12 protein-coding genes, 1 tRNA gene and 1 CRISPR repeat array are annotated in these 13489 nt (G+C 62.7%); of the genes, 10 read left to right on the top strand and 3 right to left on the bottom strand.

The window, feature by feature from the left end; translation table 11 throughout:
• Window positions 1–47: 47 nt before the first annotated feature.
• From CEW89_RS10225 to cas2, 7 genes are all read left to right on the top strand, one after another.
• Window positions 48–2285: a CRISPR-associated endonuclease Cas3'' gene (locus tag CEW89_RS10225; protein ID WP_096805831.1), complete on the top strand. Its 2238-nt coding sequence runs from the start codon at window positions 48–50 to the stop codon at window positions 2283–2285.
• Between the two features lie 63 nt (window positions 2286–2348).
• On the top strand, window positions 2349–3017 hold the full coding sequence (gene cas5c, locus CEW89_RS10220; protein ID WP_096807199.1) for a type I-C CRISPR-associated protein Cas5c: 669 nt from the start codon (window positions 2349–2351) through the stop codon (window positions 3015–3017).
• The gene (cas8c, locus tag CEW89_RS10215) at window positions 3014–4825 is read left to right on the top strand and encodes a type I-C CRISPR-associated protein Cas8c/Csd1 (RefSeq protein WP_066710854.1); all 1812 of its coding nucleotides are present in this window, start codon (window positions 3014–3016) and stop codon (window positions 4823–4825) included. Before cas5c ends, cas8c begins: the two co-directional genes overlap by 4 nt.
• Complete coding sequence (gene cas7c, locus CEW89_RS10210) at window positions 4822–5733, top strand: type I-C CRISPR-associated protein Cas7/Csd2 (RefSeq protein WP_096805830.1); 912 nt, start codon at window positions 4822–4824, stop codon at window positions 5731–5733. Before cas8c ends, cas7c begins: the two co-directional genes overlap by 4 nt.
• Before the next feature lie 15 nt (window positions 5734–5748).
• On the top strand, window positions 5749–6393 hold the full coding sequence (gene cas4 / locus CEW89_RS10205; RefSeq protein WP_096805829.1) for a CRISPR-associated protein Cas4: 645 nt from the start codon (window positions 5749–5751) through the stop codon (window positions 6391–6393).
• On the top strand, window positions 6390–7424 hold the full coding sequence (gene cas1c, locus CEW89_RS10200) for a type I-C CRISPR-associated endonuclease Cas1c (protein ID WP_066710863.1): 1035 nt from the start codon (window positions 6390–6392) through the stop codon (window positions 7422–7424). The genes cas4 and cas1c overlap by 4 nt, the downstream gene beginning before the upstream one ends.
• Window position 7425: 1 nt before the next feature.
• Entirely contained in the window at window positions 7426–7716 is a 291-nt protein-coding gene (gene cas2 / locus CEW89_RS10195) for a CRISPR-associated endonuclease Cas2 (RefSeq protein ID WP_096805828.1), read from the top strand.
• Window positions 7717–7890: 174 nt separating this feature from the next.
• A CRISPR array of direct repeats spans window positions 7891–9254; the repeat unit is 32 nt; unit sequence GTCGCGCCCCACCCGGGCGCGTGGATAGAAAC.
• A gap of 99 nt (window positions 9255–9353) precedes the next feature.
• Here cas2 and CEW89_RS10190 read toward each other — a convergent pair.
• Together CEW89_RS10190 and CEW89_RS10185 are read right to left on the bottom strand one after the other, a co-directional pair.
• Window positions 9354–9429, bottom strand: a tRNA-Ala gene (locus CEW89_RS10190).
• Between the two features lie 152 nt (window positions 9430–9581).
• On the bottom strand, window positions 9582–9896 hold the full coding sequence (locus CEW89_RS10185) for a TIGR02300 family protein (RefSeq protein WP_096805827.1): 315 nt from the start codon (window positions 9894–9896) through the stop codon (window positions 9582–9584).
• 163 nt (window positions 9897–10059) lie between these two features.
• On the opposite strand from CEW89_RS10185, the gene CEW89_RS10180 reads away from it, so the two are divergent.
• The 3 genes from CEW89_RS10180 (at window position 10060) to CEW89_RS10170 (ending at window position 11990) form a co-directional block, all read left to right on the top strand.
• Window positions 10060–10755: a M48 family metallopeptidase gene (locus tag CEW89_RS10180; protein WP_096805826.1), complete on the top strand. Its 696-nt coding sequence runs from the start codon at window positions 10060–10062 to the stop codon at window positions 10753–10755.
• 31 nt (window positions 10756–10786) lie between these two features.
• Window positions 10787–11440, top strand: a complete 654-nt coding sequence (locus tag CEW89_RS10175; RefSeq protein ID WP_066710873.1) for a GntR family transcriptional regulator — start codon at window positions 10787–10789, stop codon at window positions 11438–11440.
• Window positions 11441–11519: 79 nt separating this feature from the next.
• On the top strand, window positions 11520–11990 hold the full coding sequence (locus CEW89_RS10170) for an acyl-CoA thioesterase (RefSeq protein ID WP_096805825.1): 471 nt from the start codon (window positions 11520–11522) through the stop codon (window positions 11988–11990).
• 47 nt (window positions 11991–12037) lie between these two features.
• On the opposite strand, the gene lpdA is transcribed toward CEW89_RS10170, so the two are convergent.
• Window positions 12038–13432, bottom strand: coding sequence for a dihydrolipoyl dehydrogenase (lpdA, locus tag CEW89_RS10165; RefSeq protein ID WP_096805824.1), 1395 nt, complete (start codon window positions 13430–13432; stop codon window positions 12038–12040).
• Window positions 13433–13489 lie beyond the last annotated feature (57 nt).

Genomic DNA, 13489 nt, shown 5'->3' with positions numbered 1-13489 from the left:
CCGGCATCGTATTGAAGATGCGACCGCTAAAGGGAGCGTGAAACGGCATGATTTATGCGCATTCATTACCGGATCGCTCGACCGATCTCTGGGAAACGCTTTTCGATCACTCCGCCGCGGTCGCACATGCGGCGCGGCGCAATGCGGCGGGTTTCGCGCCGCAAATGGCGGAGATTCTCGGCTGGGCACATGATCTCGGCAAGATGAAACCGCGGTTTCAGGCACGGTTGAACGATCCTGCAATCCATGAGCCGCATGCTGGCGTGGGCGCACGCTATCTGTATTTTCGCCAGCCCGGGCTCTTGTCCACCGTGATGGCGCAGGTCGTTCTTGGCCATCACGCGGGACTGGCCGACGGGGGCGATGCGGGGCGTATTTTTCAGGCCCGGCTCGAAGAGGAGGCGGAAATAACCCCGCCTGACGACTGGAATATTCCGGGGATGACCGAATTCCCGATGCCGCTGAGGGGGCTCGGCAGGGGGGAGGTCAATTACCCGGTGACGTTTCTCGGACGGATGCTGTTTTCGGCGCTTGTCGATGCGGACCGCAGCGAGACGCGGGCGTTTTACCAGCGTGCCGAAGGGCGGGTCGTCTGCGAACCGGTCGCGGTTTCGCTCACGGAGTTGCGCGACCGACTTGATGCCCATATGGCGCAGATGTCGGGGGAGGGGGCGGTCAATGCGCTCCGGCAGGACATCCACCGCCATGTCCGCGACAGGGCCGGGTGCGATCCGGGGCTGTTCAGCCTGACTGTGCCGACAGGGGGTGGCAAGACGCTGGCCGCGCTTGGGTTCGCTCTGGATCATGCGATCCGGCACGGTCAGGCGCGCGTCATCTTCGTCATTCCCTACACCTCCATCGTGGAACAGACAGCGGCGGTGTTCCGCGAGGTTCTGGGCGATCCCGAAGGCGAGATCGTGCTCGAACACCATTCCGCCTTCGACTGGCCGGGGCAGGGCGACGACGAGGCGCGCGACCTCAAAACCGCCGCTGAGCGCTGGGATCGGTCGGTGATCGTGACCACTGCCGTGCAGTTTTTCGAAAGCCTTCATGCCGCACGGACCTCGCCCTGTCGCAAGCTGCACCGGATTGCCAATGCGGTGGTGATCCTCGACGAGGCCCAGACCCTGCCGCGGCATCTTCTGCGTCCGAGTCTGGCGGCCATTCGGGAACTGGCCCGGGGGTATCGCAGCTCTCTGGTGCTGTGTACGGCGACCCAGCCTGCGGTTTTGCAGGAAGACAAATTCCCCCACCCGGAAGCCCTGTCGCGGGGGGGAGGTTTGCCGCTGCGAGAACTCGCGCCCGACCCGGCGGCGCTCTACGAGGCGCTGAAGCGGGTGCGGGTGGAGCAGGCGGGGGGACTCGACAACGCAGCATTGGCCGGGCGGCTGTCGAAGGGGGAGGGTGGGCTGGCGATCCTCAACAACCGGCGTCAGGCCCGGGCCGTCTTCGACCTGCTCCGGGCGTGTCCTCATGCCTTTCATCTTTCGACCAACATGACTGCGCGCCATCGCAGGGCGGTGCTTGAGACGGTGCGACAAGAGTTGCGGGAGGGCGCTCCGGTGCGTCTGGTCAGCACGAGTCTGATCGAGGCGGGCGTCGATGTCAGTTTTCCGACTGTCTACCGGGCGCTTGCCGGGCTCGACAGTATCGTGCAGGCGGCCGGGCGCTGCAACCGCAATGCCGAACGCGAGGAGTTGGGGCGCGTGGTGGTGTTCGAGGCGGAAGCGGGCGAGGGGTTCAGCCCGCCGATGGAATTGCAGCAGATGGCGGAGGTGACCCGCCGTGTGCTGGAGCTCTTCCCGGACGATCCGCTGTCGCTTGAGGCGGTGCGGTCCTATTTCGCGGAGGTCTTCTGGGAGAAGAAGCAGAAGATGGATGCGGGCAAGGTGGATGGCCGGGAGTATCCCATCCTCTCTGGCATCGCGGAGGCCGGTGACAAGGAGGGCATGCCCTATGGCTCCGTCGCAAAGGCTTTTCGGATGATTCCGGAGGGCGCGCTTCCGGTGGTGATCCGGGGTGGCGACTGGGGGGTGCCGGAGGCGGAGTGGCAGACGATGCAGCATGTCGTCAGCGCGGGCGCCGTCGCGCGGGGGCTGCAAAGCTATCAGGTGCAGGTGCCGAGACAGGTGCGGCAAAAGATGCTTGGCGCGGGGCTGCTAGCGGTGTTGCGGCCAGAGGAGTTCGGAGACCAGTTCCTGATCCTCGATCGGCCGGAGCTTTACGATCCCGAGACGGGGCTGAAATGGGACGACTGGGATGATCTCGGGTTTCTGAGTTTCTAAAGCGCGGTATGCTTGACAGAGGGACCGAACCGGTCCCAATCTGAGGCAAATTTGGATTTTGAAATGTCTTACGGCCTCAAACTTTTGATCAAGGGCGATTACGCCTGTTTTACGCGACCGGAGATGAAGGTCGAGCGTGTGTCCTACGATGTGATGACTCCTTCTGCGGCGCGCGGCGTCATCGAAGCGATCCATTGGAAACCGGCGATCCGCTGGGTGATCGACCGCATTCACGTTCTGGCGCCGGTCCGGTTTGAAAACATCCGCCGCAATGAAATCGCGTCGAAAATTTCCGCCAGCACTGTGAAAACCGCGATGAAGGCGAGGACCGTGTCGGGGCTGCATCTCAATGTCGATGAGGACCGCCAGCAACGCGCCATGATGGCGCTCAGGCATGTGGTCTATGGCGTCGAGGCGCATCTCGAAATGACGCCACGCGCCGGAGCGGAGGACAATCCCGCCAAACATATCGAAATGGCGCGACGGCGTGCGGAGAAAGGCCAGCATTTCCATCAGCCTTGCCTCGGTGTGCGCGAGTTTCCCGCCGATGTGACACTGGTGGAGGAGTTTCCGGAGAGCACGCTGCCGGAGGCGGAGCGCAATCGCGATCTGGGCTGGATGCTCTACGATATTGCCTATGACCGGGGGCGTGAGGCGATGTTCTTTCATGCTCGTCTGGAGGACGGGGTGATCGACCTGGAGAAGGCCCGGCAAGAGGGGCTTGCGCGATGACGATCCTCTCGGCTCTGGCGGCGCTTTATGAGCGCATGGAAGAGGCGGGGGAGGCCCCGGCCCCGGGCTATTCAACGGAAAAGATCGGTGCGGAACTGGTGATTGATGCCGAGGGGCAGTTGATCGCGTGGCATTCGCTTATGACGCAGGATGGCAAGCGCATGGTGCCGGAAAACCTGTCGGTTCCGGCGGCGATCAAACGGTCCTCTGGGATTGCGCCGAATTTTCTGTGGGACAAGACGTCCTATGTGTTGGGCGTGACCGCGCTCAAGGACGAGAAGAAAAAGCCTCTTGCCGATGCCGAGGGGCGATTGCAGCCCTGTCAGGAGCGGCGTACGGCGGATGAACATGCCCATTTTGTTGCGCTGCATCGAGAACGGCTCGGTGGCGCCGAAGATCCGGGCTTGCTGGCCCTTCTGATCTTTCTCGATCACTGGAATTGGGAGGATTTCTCTGGACGTGGCCTGCCAAGCGAGATGCTCGACCAGAATGTCGTGTTCAGTTTCGAGGCGCGTGGTCAATACCTGCATCGTCGGGCTGCGGCCCGTGCGCTGATCGCATGCGCACCGGAGGCGAAGGGGCCGCTGTGCCTCGTGACCGGGGCGCAGGCGGCGCCTGCGCGGCTGCACCCAAGCATCAAGGGCGTGATGGGGTCACAAAGCTCAGGCGCTTCTCTGGTGTCGTTCAACGCTTCGGCCTTTGAGTCCTTCGGCCACAAACAAGGCGACAACGCACCGGTCTCGGAACATGCGGCTTTCGCCTATGGCACGGCTCTGAACGCGCTGCTCGCGCGCTCCGGCAAGGCGGGGCGGCGCACGCTGCGTATCGGCGAGACCACGGCGGTGTTCTGGGCGGAGACCGACCGGCGGGAGACCGACGAAGCCGCGGAAATGGCTTTTGCTGATTTCTTCGATCCGCCCGACACCGAGGCCATGAGCGAAGATGAAAAGACCGCGCATCGCAAGTTGCAGATCACCATGGAGGCTCTGGCCAGGGGAAGCGCGCCCGACGATCCGCGATTTGCGCCCTCGACACGGGTCTATGTGCTGGGCCTTGCGCCCAATGCGGCGCGGTTGTCGGTGCGGTTCTGGCTGCCGGGGACGCTGGGCGATTTTGCCCGTCATGTGGAGCGGTTTCGCGAGGATCTGCGGATCGAACCCGCGCCATGGCGGCGCCCGCCCGCCGTCTGGGCGCTGCTGTATGAGACCGCATTGCAGCATAAGGCGGAAAATATTCCGCCCCGGTTGGGCGGCGATCTCATGCGCGCCGTCTTGATGGGGACACCTTATCCGCGCACGCTGCTGTCTGCCGTGATCGGACGCATCCGCGCCGACGGGGTGATCAATGGCGCCCGTGCCGCCATTTGCAAAGCCGTTCTGACCCGCAATCTCAAGGAGGAGTTTCCCGTGAGCCTCGATCCAGACAACCCGAGCCCGGCCTATCGGCTCGGGCGCCTCTTTGCCGTGCTCGAAAGCATCCAGCAGGCGGCGTTGCCAGGGCTGAACGCGACGATCCGTGACCGGTATTTCGCCGCCGCCTCGGCAACGCCCGCACGGGTCTTTCCGCTTTTGACCAAGACGGCCACCCATCACCTCGCCAATCTGCGCAAGTCCGACAAGGGCGGGCTTGCGTATTGGTTCGACGAGCAGATTGGCGAGATCTGGAGCGGGCTCGACCCGAACCTGCCGGGGAGTCTGACACTGGAGGATCAGGGGCGGTTCGTGGCCGGGTATTACCATCAGAAATTTTACAAAAAGCCGAAAGACGCCGAGTCCGACCTTTCGGTCGTCGAGGGGGAAACCACATGACCGCATTGACCAATCGTTACGATTTCGCGCTGTTCTTCACCGTCAAGGACGGCAACCCGAATGGCGATCCCGATGCGGGCAACCTGCCGCGCATGGACCCGGAGACCAACAACGGTCTGGTCACCGATGTCGCGCTGAAACGTAAAGTGCGCAATTATGTCAATATGCTTGAGCGCCCAGGATACGCGATTTTCATCAAGGAAAAGGAGCCCTTGAACAAGAAAATCGCTGAAGCCTGCGAGGTCAAAGAGCTGCCAACTTTTCAAAATACAAGTGGGAAATGGGAAACCAAGCTCGCCAAGACACGGTCCCAAGAGGATATTCGCCTCCTGCAAGAATGGCTTTGCGCGCAGTATTATGACATCAGGGCGTTTGGTGCTGTCATGTCGACTGGGCCGAATGCGGGCCAAGTGCGTGGTCCGATTCAACTTGGGTTCGCACGGTCGGTGGAGCCAATTATGCCACTCGAATTGACCATTACCCGTGTCACTGACGTCGACAAGGAAGAAGGGGAAATGGGCCGCAAGCATATCGTGCCCTTCGGCCTGTACGTGGTGCATGGCTTCATCAACGCCAAACTGGCGGAAAAGACCGGGTTTTCGGACGAGGATCTCGATCTGTTCTGGACCGCTCTGCGCGACATGTTCGATTTCGACCGCTCGGCGGCGCGCGGCGAGATGGCGGCGCAGGATCTGGTCATCTTCAAACACGACAGCGCCTTGGGGAATGCGCAGGCACATCGCCTGTTCGAGCGGATCGAGGTCTTCCGAAAATCCGGTGAGGACACTGTTCCTGTCGGCGATCCGCGCAGCCACAACTGGCCGCCGGCACGGGCTTTCTCGGATTACGAGATTCGGGTGAATGACACGGATCTGCCCTCTGGTGTGACGCTTTTGCGCCCATGGTGAGATGGACCCTGTGACATGGAGACGGCGGAGCAGATGAGCCTGCCGATCTCGGCGCTGCAACACTGGCTTTATTGTCCGCGCCAATGTGCCCTGATCCATGTCGAACGGCTCTGGGCCGAGAACAGCCTCACGGCCGAGGGGCGTGTGCTGCACGCCCGGGCCGATGGCGGCACCACCGACCGGCACAAGGGCATTCGTACCCTGCGTGCGGTCGAACTCGGATCGGAGCGGCTGGGGCTTCATGGCGTGGCCGATGTGGTCGAGGTGCATGGCGATCGGTTTTATCCGGTCGAATACAAGCGCGGTCGCCCGAAACCGCACCAGGCCGACGAGGTGCAGCTCTGCGCCCAGGCCCTGTGTCTTGAGGAGATGACGGGGCAAGCGGTGCCCGAAGGTGCCCTGTTCTACGGCGAAACCCGGCGCCGTGTGGTCGTGGCGTTCGACCGGGACCTGCGCTCTTTGACATCGTCTGTCGCGGATGAGGCCCGCAGCGCGCTTGCGCAGGGGGAACTGCCGCCTGCGCATTATGCTCCGGGGCGTTGCAAGGCCTGTTCCCTGCTGGAGCTCTGTCGCCCGCAAAGCCTCGAACACCCGCCCGCGATCCGTGCCTGGCTCAGCCGGGCGCTGGACAGCGACACCGTTCCGGAAGGTCCCGAATGAAGAAACTTCTCAACACGCTCTATGTCACGTCTGAAGGGGCGAGCCTGCGCAAGGAAGGGCAGGCCGTGGTGATCGCCATCGACGGCCATGACCGGGGCCGCGCGCCCGCCCATCTGCTCGGGCAGATCGTCTGTTTCGCACAGGCGGTGATCAGCCCGCCCCTGATGGCGTTTTGCGCCGAGAGCGGCATTTCCATCGCCTTCCTCTCGACCACCGGGCGCTTCCTTGCCCGGGTCGAAGGGCCGCAAACCGGCAATGTCCTGTTGCGTCGGGCCCAGCACAGGATGACCGACGATCCCGAACGCGCCCTGCCTGTTGCGCAGGCCATGGTCGCCGCCAAGATCGCCAATCAGCGTGGCCTGCTGCGCCGCGGTCTGCGCGATTACGGCAAGGCGATGGGGCCGGAGCCTTACGCCCTGCTCGACGGCTGTGAACGCCGCCTGTCGGATGCCGCCCGCCTCGCCCTTGACGCGCCGGATCTCGACAGCCTGCGCGGACAGGAAGGCGAGGCCGCCAACGCCTATTTCACCGCCTTTCCGCAGGTTCTCCGTAACCCTGATTTCTCCTTTCAGGGTCGCAACCGCCGCCCTCCGCGCGACCCGGTCAATGCGGTGCTCTCCTTGCTCTACGCTTTGTTGGCACAAGATTGCCGTGCGGCCTGCGAGACCCATGGGCTCGACCCGCAGATGGGCTTCCTGCACCGTGATCGCCCCGGGCGCATGAGCCTTGCGCTCGATCTCATGGAAGAGTTCCGCGCGCCTCTGGCCGATCGCACCTGCCTGACCCTGCTCAATCGTCGCCAGTTGTCCGTCCGTGATTTTCGACCTGAGGAAACCGGTGCGGTGCTGCTGAGTGACGAAGGGCGTGAAACGGTGCTCAAGGCCTGGCAGGACCGCAAGCGTGAAACCGTCCGCCACCCGTTCTTCGAGGAAACGGTTCCGCTCGGCCTTTTCCCGCAGATGCAGGCGCAGCTCCTTGCCCGCCACCTGCGTGGCGAACTGGACGGTTATCCCGCCTGGATCTGGAGGTGACATGCTGGTCCTGATCACTTACGATGTCCGCACCGACACCCCGGCCGGCCGCAAACGTCTGAGACAGGTGGCCAGAGCCTGTGAGGATTACGGCCAGAGGGTTCAGTATTCGGTGTTCGAATGCGACCTGCCCCCGGCGCTTTGGACCGCTTTGCGCGCCCGCCTGACCGCGTTGATCGAGCCGGAGCACGATAGCTTGCGGTTTTACATGTTCGGCGCCAACTGGCGCTCAAAGGTGGAGCATGTCGGGGCGAAACCCGCGACCGATTTCGATGGCCCCCTGATCTTCTGATGCGAACCCCAAGCGCCCCGCCAGGCATGGGAGGGTTCGCGCGCGGAAATATACTTATCTTTCAAGTGGATGGCGAATCTCGATATCGCAGGATATGGGGCGCGTCGATTGTTTCCTCAGGTTCGCGGAGCAGTTGTTGTTTCGCGTGCGCATTCAAAGGGTTATGAAGAGAGCGTCGCGCCCCACCCGGGCGCGTGGATAGAAACCGAAGTCCGTCGGCGGTGTCCATCGCGTGACCGAGTCGCGCCCCACCCGGGCGCGTGGATAGAAACCGGTTCGTGGTATCGGTCTCGACACCAACAATTCGTCGCGCCCCACCCGGGCGCGTGGATAGAAACGCCAGATCTCGCTTGATCTGTTGCGACACAACCGAATGTCGCGCCCCACCCGGGCGCGTGGATAGAAACCCGGCGTTCGCCAGCACGACGGACGACGCGATCGTCGCGCCCCACCCGGGCGCGTGGATAGAAACTTTATCTTTATGGAGGGCACGACCGTGCACCACATTTGTCGCGCCCCACCCGGGCGCGTGGATAGAAACGGCTCCACGAGCGAGGAATATGCCCGCGCGCAATTGTCGCGCCCCACCCGGGCGCGTGGATAGAAACATCCGGCCCGACGACGCCAGCGCTTTGCCCAGCACGTCGCGCCCCACCCGGGCGCGTGGATAGAAACTTTGCATCGGCAGAGTTTGGCGACGTGGACCGCGGTCGCGCCCCACCCGGGCGCGTGGATAGAAACTACCAACGCGGCGTGATGGGGGGCGGGTCCACGGGTCGCGCCCCACCCGGGCGCGTGGATAGAAACTGTAGCTCAGAATGTCGCTCATGATCTTGGTCTTGGTCGCGCCCCACCCGGGCGCGTGGATAGAAACAAACCTCCATTACATCTGCCCGCCGCTCAAAACGTCGCGCCCCACCCGGGCGCGTGGATAGAAACGCCCGTATCTATCGTCGTTTGATCGACAAAAACCCGTCGCGCCCCACCCGGGCGCGTGGATAGAAACTCAGTATGTCTTTGGTCAACGGAACGTGTCGGACGTCGCGCCCCACCCGGGCGCGTGGATAGAAACACATTGCCTCACTTTTTTTTACACCACGGGATGAAGTCGCGCCCCACCCGGGCGCGTGGATAGAAACAAAACCAACGCGGACGAGGCGGCGGGAGACATTGGTCGCGCCCCACCCGGGCGCGTGGATAGAAACCAGAGATGATGCAGCGGGAAAAGAAATATATCCCGTCGCGCCCCACCCGGGCGCGTGGATAGAAACTACGTCCTTTTCAAGACCAACGCCGACGAGGCTGCGGTCGCGCCCCACCCGGGCGCGTGGATAGAAACACAGTTGATGATTGCCCCATCATCGGGGATGCGGGTCGCGCCCCACCCGGGCGCGTGGATAGAAACAAATGGTTGGATCAGACGGTGAGGCCGTATCCCGCGTCGCGCCCCACCCGGGCGCGTGGATAGAAACCAACCGACGTACATCACCGGCACACCCTCGTCGCGTCGCGCCCCACCCGGGCGCGTGGATAGAAACAGCATAAGATTTTTGAGGGAAAACGACACCGGTCTGCGCGGCAGAGGCAAATCCTCTGACAACAAAGTCGGGCTCGTCTGGTGCTTTTCAAAGGAAATTTGGTGGAGCCTAGGGGGATCGAACCCCTGACCTCTTGCATGCCATGCAAGCGCTCTCCCAGCTGAGCTAAGGCCCCAAATCGACCGTTGTGACGCCGGTCTTGCGTTTCGCGGGAGGGCGTTTTCCGTCCGCCCGCGCTTCCTATTTTGTCTCGCCTGGGGTTGCAAGCGAAAAAATGACGGGCCTGAAAAAATCCTGTGAAATTTTCAGCCCGCCACTTTGGACGGCTTATTCGTCGTCGTTGGCCGCGACATCGGTGATGTCGTCGAGCGACACGTTGTCGTCGTCGTCGTCATCGTCGAGCAGATCGTCGTCGAGATCCATGTCGGCGTCGTCGTCGAGCAGCAGATCGTCATCGGTGTCGAGATCTTCGTCGTTGCGCGGCTGCACTTTTTCGGCGATGGCGACGCGCGATTTGTTGTTCGCGTCGAAGGTCACGATTTCGCCGGTGTAGGGGGACACGATCGGGTCGCGGTTCAGGTCATAGAACCGTTTGCCGGTGGTGGGGCAAAGCCGTTTGGTACCCCATTCCTCTTTGGGCATGATGAATCCCTTTCGTTAATCACTGATCCATTGCGGAGATTTTGCGGGCCATGCCATATCGTGACAGAGGTGTCAAAGGCTTTTCCCTCAAAAAACCGTAAAGACCATGGTCTGGGCGCTACAGGCAGGGTATGGCAGGAAAAACCGGGGCGAAAGGTCAAAAATGCGCGAAATCCGATTGCCGGGGGAACCGCCCGTATCCGTGACGCTGAAGCGCTCCGCGCGGGCGCGGCGGCTGTCTTTGCGGGTGTCGCGTCTCGACGGGCGGGTGACGCTGTCGATGCCGCAGCGGCTGCCGGAGGCGGAGGCGATCGCCTTCGTCGAGGAAAAGCAGGACTGGATTCGCAAGCATCTCGCAGGGCGCAGCCCGGACCGGATGCCGGTGTTCGGAGCGCATCTGCCGTTTCTGGGGCGTGAGTTGATGATCATGCCGGGGCAGGGACGGCGGGCGCAGGTCATGGACGGCGCTTTGCAGGTGCCGGGCGGGCCCGAGAGCGTGGCGGCGAAAGTGCGGGCCTTTCTCAGGCTCGAGGCGCAGATGCGGCTGCGCGCGGCCTCTGATCGCTATGCGGAGGCGCTTGGCGTCGGCTACGGGCGGATCACTTTGCGCGATCCGCGGTCGCGCTGGGGATCCTGTACGTCTCAGGGCAATCTGATGTATTCTTGGCGGCTGGTGATGGCGCCGCCTGAGGTGCTGGACTATGTCGCGGCACATGAGATGGCGCATCGGCTGGAGATGAACCATTCGGAGCGGTTCTGGGCGCATGTGGCGCGCATCTGTCCGGGACACAAGGCGCATCGTGACTGGTTGCGCCGCGAGGGTGAGCAGTTGCATGGCTGGCGGTTCGAGACGGATTGACCTTGCCGCTTTTTGTGATCACATAGCAGCCATGATCCATCCATCCCCCCGACCGACCGACCATTCCTCCGCCGCCCATGACCGGGTGTACCGGGCCTTGCGCACGCGCATCATGCATGGCGAATTTCGCCCAGGCGAGGCGCTCACCCTGCGCGGCATCGGCAAGATGTTCGACGTCTCCATGACCCCCGCGCGCGAAGCGGTGCGGCGGCTGGTGGCGGATGGCGGGCTGAACCTCTCGGCTTCGGGGCGGGTGTCGACGCCGGAGCTGTCGAACGAGCGCATTGAGGAACTGGCGGCGATCCGGGCGCTGATCGAGCCGGAACTGGCCTCGCGCGCTTTGCCGCGGGCGCATATCGCGCTGATCGACCGGCTTCAGGCGATCAACAGCACGATTGCCGAGGCGGTCGCGAAACACGATGACGTGGGTTATATCCGTACCAATCTCGAATTTCACCGCACGCTTTACCTGCGGGCGCAGGCGCCGGCGATGCTGGCGTTGACGGAGACCGTCTGGCTGCAATTGGGGCCGACGATGCGGGCGTTATATGCCCGTCTGAACCGCACGGAAGTGCCACACAATCACCGGCTGATCGTGGCGGCGCTCAGGGCAGGCGATGAGCCGGGACTTCGGCTTGCGGTGCGGTCTGACGTGACGCAGGGGCTGCGGATGCTGGCGGTTTGAGGCAAAGCGCGACCGGGCGCTTGACCTTTGCTGCGCCGCAGAGTGTTCTGGGTGCAAGGGAACAGGCAAGGGGACTGCCATGGCGCGCTATCTGGAAATGACCGAACTCATGACGCCGGACATGGCGAATTTCTCCGGCAAGGTGCACGGGGGCGCTCTTCTTAAGCTCTTGGATCTGGTCGCCTTTTCCTGTGCGTCGCGCTATTCCGGGCAATATGCGGTGACGCTGTCGGTTGATCAGGTGATGTTCAAGGAGCCGATCCATGTGGGGGAGCTGGTGCATTTCCGGGCGACGGTGAATTACGTGGGCCGCAGTTCGATGGAGATCGGTATCCGGGTCGAGGCGGAAAACATTCGAACGCATCGGGTGCGCCACACCAATTCCTGTTACTTCACCATGGTGGCGGTGGATGACGACGGCAAGACCGTGACTGTGCCGCAATTCACGCTGGAGACCGAGGTGGACAAGCAACGCTGGCGGGCAGCGGAGCTGCGCAAAGAGTTGCGGCGCGAACATGCCAAGCGGTTGGAAGAGGCCGCAAAGGGCTAACGAAAAAGGCGCTCCGGAGAGCGCCTTTTCTTTTGATTTCAAACGCATCAAGCGTGGATCGCGCCGTCGCCACAGGCCAGAGCGGCTTCGCGGACCGCTTCGGAGAAGGTCGGGTGGGCGTGGCAGGTCAGGGCGATGTCCTGCGCCGAGGCGCCGAATTCCATTGCGACACAGATCTCGTGGATCAGATCGCCGGCACCCGGGCCGATGATGTGGCAGCCGAGAACGCGGTCGGTGTCCTTGTCGACGATCAGTTTGACGAAACCTTCGCCCTGATGCACGGCTTTGGCGCGGGCGTTGCCCATGAAGGAGAATTTGCCGACCTTGATGGCGCGGCCTTCTTCCTTGAGCTGCTGCTCGGTTTTGCCGACGGAGGCGACTTCCGGCGTGGTGTAGATCACGCCCGGGATCACGTCGTAATTGACGTGGCCATGTTTGCCAGCCAGCACCTCGGCGACGGCCATGCCCTCGTCTTCGGCTTTGTGGGCCAGCATCGGGCCGACAATGGCGTCGCCGATGGCGTAGATGCCCGGCACATTGGTGGCCCAATGCGCGTCGGTTTTGATCTGACCGCGCGGGGTGAACTCGACGCCCAGCTCGGCAAGACCCAGACCGTCGGTGAAGGGTTTGCGCCCGGTGGCGACCAGAACGACGTCGGCGTCGAGCGAGTGCTCAGAGTCGTCTTTTTTGAGCTTATAGTTCACTTTCGCCTTGGTTTTCGAGGCTTCAACACCCGACACGGCAGCGCCGAGGATGAAGGTAAAGCCTTGCTTGCCAAGGATTTTCTGGAACTGGCGCTGCACTTCGCCGTCCATGCCGGGGGTGATGAAGTCCATGTATTCCACCACGGTCACTTCCGCGCCGAGACGGGCGTAGACGGAGCCAAGCTCCAGACCGATCACACCGGCGCCGATGACGACCATTTTCTTCGGGATCTTCGGCAGGGCCAGAGCGCCGGTGGAGTCCACGACGATGCCCTTGTCATTGTCCACTTCGACCCCCGGAAGGGCGGTCGGCACGGAACCGGAGGCGACGATGATGTTCTTGGCCTCATGGACCTCGTCACCGACTTTCACCTTGCCCACAGCCGGGATCGAACCCCAGCCTTTGAGCCAGTCGATCTTGTTCTTTTTAAACAGGAATTCGATGCCGCCGGTGTTCTGGCCGATGACGTCGTCCTTGTATTTCTTCATCTGGTCCCAGTCGACGGACGGGGATTTGCCCTTGAGGCCCATGTCGGCGAAATTGTGCTCCGCTTCGTGCAGCAGGTGCGAGGCGTGCAAGAGCGCTTTCGAGGGGATACAGCCGACGTTGAGGCAGGTGCCGCCCAGCGTCTCGCGGCCTTCGACCACGGCGGTCTTGAGGCCCAGTTGGGCGCAGCGGATGGCAGAGACGTAGCCGCCGGGGCCAGCGCCGATGATGATGACGTCATAAGATGCCATGGTCTTCTCCTTGGTCTTTAAGTCGTTTTTCAGTGTCGGATTTGCGTCGGACTTGTG

The sequence above is a fragment of the Celeribacter ethanolicus genome (assembly GCF_002407265.1).
Taxonomy (GTDB): Bacteria; Pseudomonadota; Alphaproteobacteria; order Rhodobacterales; family Rhodobacteraceae; genus Celeribacter; species Celeribacter ethanolicus.
Note: the sequence above shows the minus strand (reverse complement) of the source record. Positions and strands in the feature narration are given on the sequence as shown.

Excerpts from the sequence above, each read along its gene's own strand:
- CEW89_RS10225 (WP_096805831.1), top strand. The coding sequence starts at position 48 with ATGATTTATGCGCATTCATTACCGGATCGCTCGACCGATCTCTGGGAA.
- cas5c (WP_096807199.1), top strand. The coding sequence starts at position 2,349 with ATGTCTTACGGCCTCAAACTTTTGATCAAGGGCGATTACGCCTGTTTT.
- cas8c (WP_066710854.1), top strand. The coding sequence starts at position 3,014 with ATGACGATCCTCTCGGCTCTGGCGGCGCTTTATGAGCGCATGGAAGAG.
- cas7c (WP_096805830.1), top strand. The coding sequence starts at position 4,822 with ATGACCGCATTGACCAATCGTTACGATTTCGCGCTGTTCTTCACCGTC.
- cas4 (WP_096805829.1), top strand. The coding sequence starts at position 5,749 with ATGGAGACGGCGGAGCAGATGAGCCTGCCGATCTCGGCGCTGCAACAC.
- cas1c (WP_066710863.1), top strand. The coding sequence starts at position 6,390 with ATGAAGAAACTTCTCAACACGCTCTATGTCACGTCTGAAGGGGCGAGC.
- cas2 (WP_096805828.1), top strand. The coding sequence starts at position 7,426 with ATGCTGGTCCTGATCACTTACGATGTCCGCACCGACACCCCGGCCGGC.
- CEW89_RS10185 (WP_096805827.1), bottom strand. The coding sequence starts at position 9,896 with ATGCCCAAAGAGGAATGGGGTACCAAACGGCTTTGCCCCACCACCGGC.
- CEW89_RS10180 (WP_096805826.1), top strand. The coding sequence starts at position 10,060 with ATGCGCGAAATCCGATTGCCGGGGGAACCGCCCGTATCCGTGACGCTG.
- CEW89_RS10175 (WP_066710873.1), top strand. The coding sequence starts at position 10,787 with ATGATCCATCCATCCCCCCGACCGACCGACCATTCCTCCGCCGCCCAT.
- CEW89_RS10170 (WP_096805825.1), top strand. The coding sequence starts at position 11,520 with ATGGCGCGCTATCTGGAAATGACCGAACTCATGACGCCGGACATGGCG.
- lpdA (WP_096805824.1), bottom strand. The coding sequence starts at position 13,432 with ATGGCATCTTATGACGTCATCATCATCGGCGCTGGCCCCGGCGGCTAC.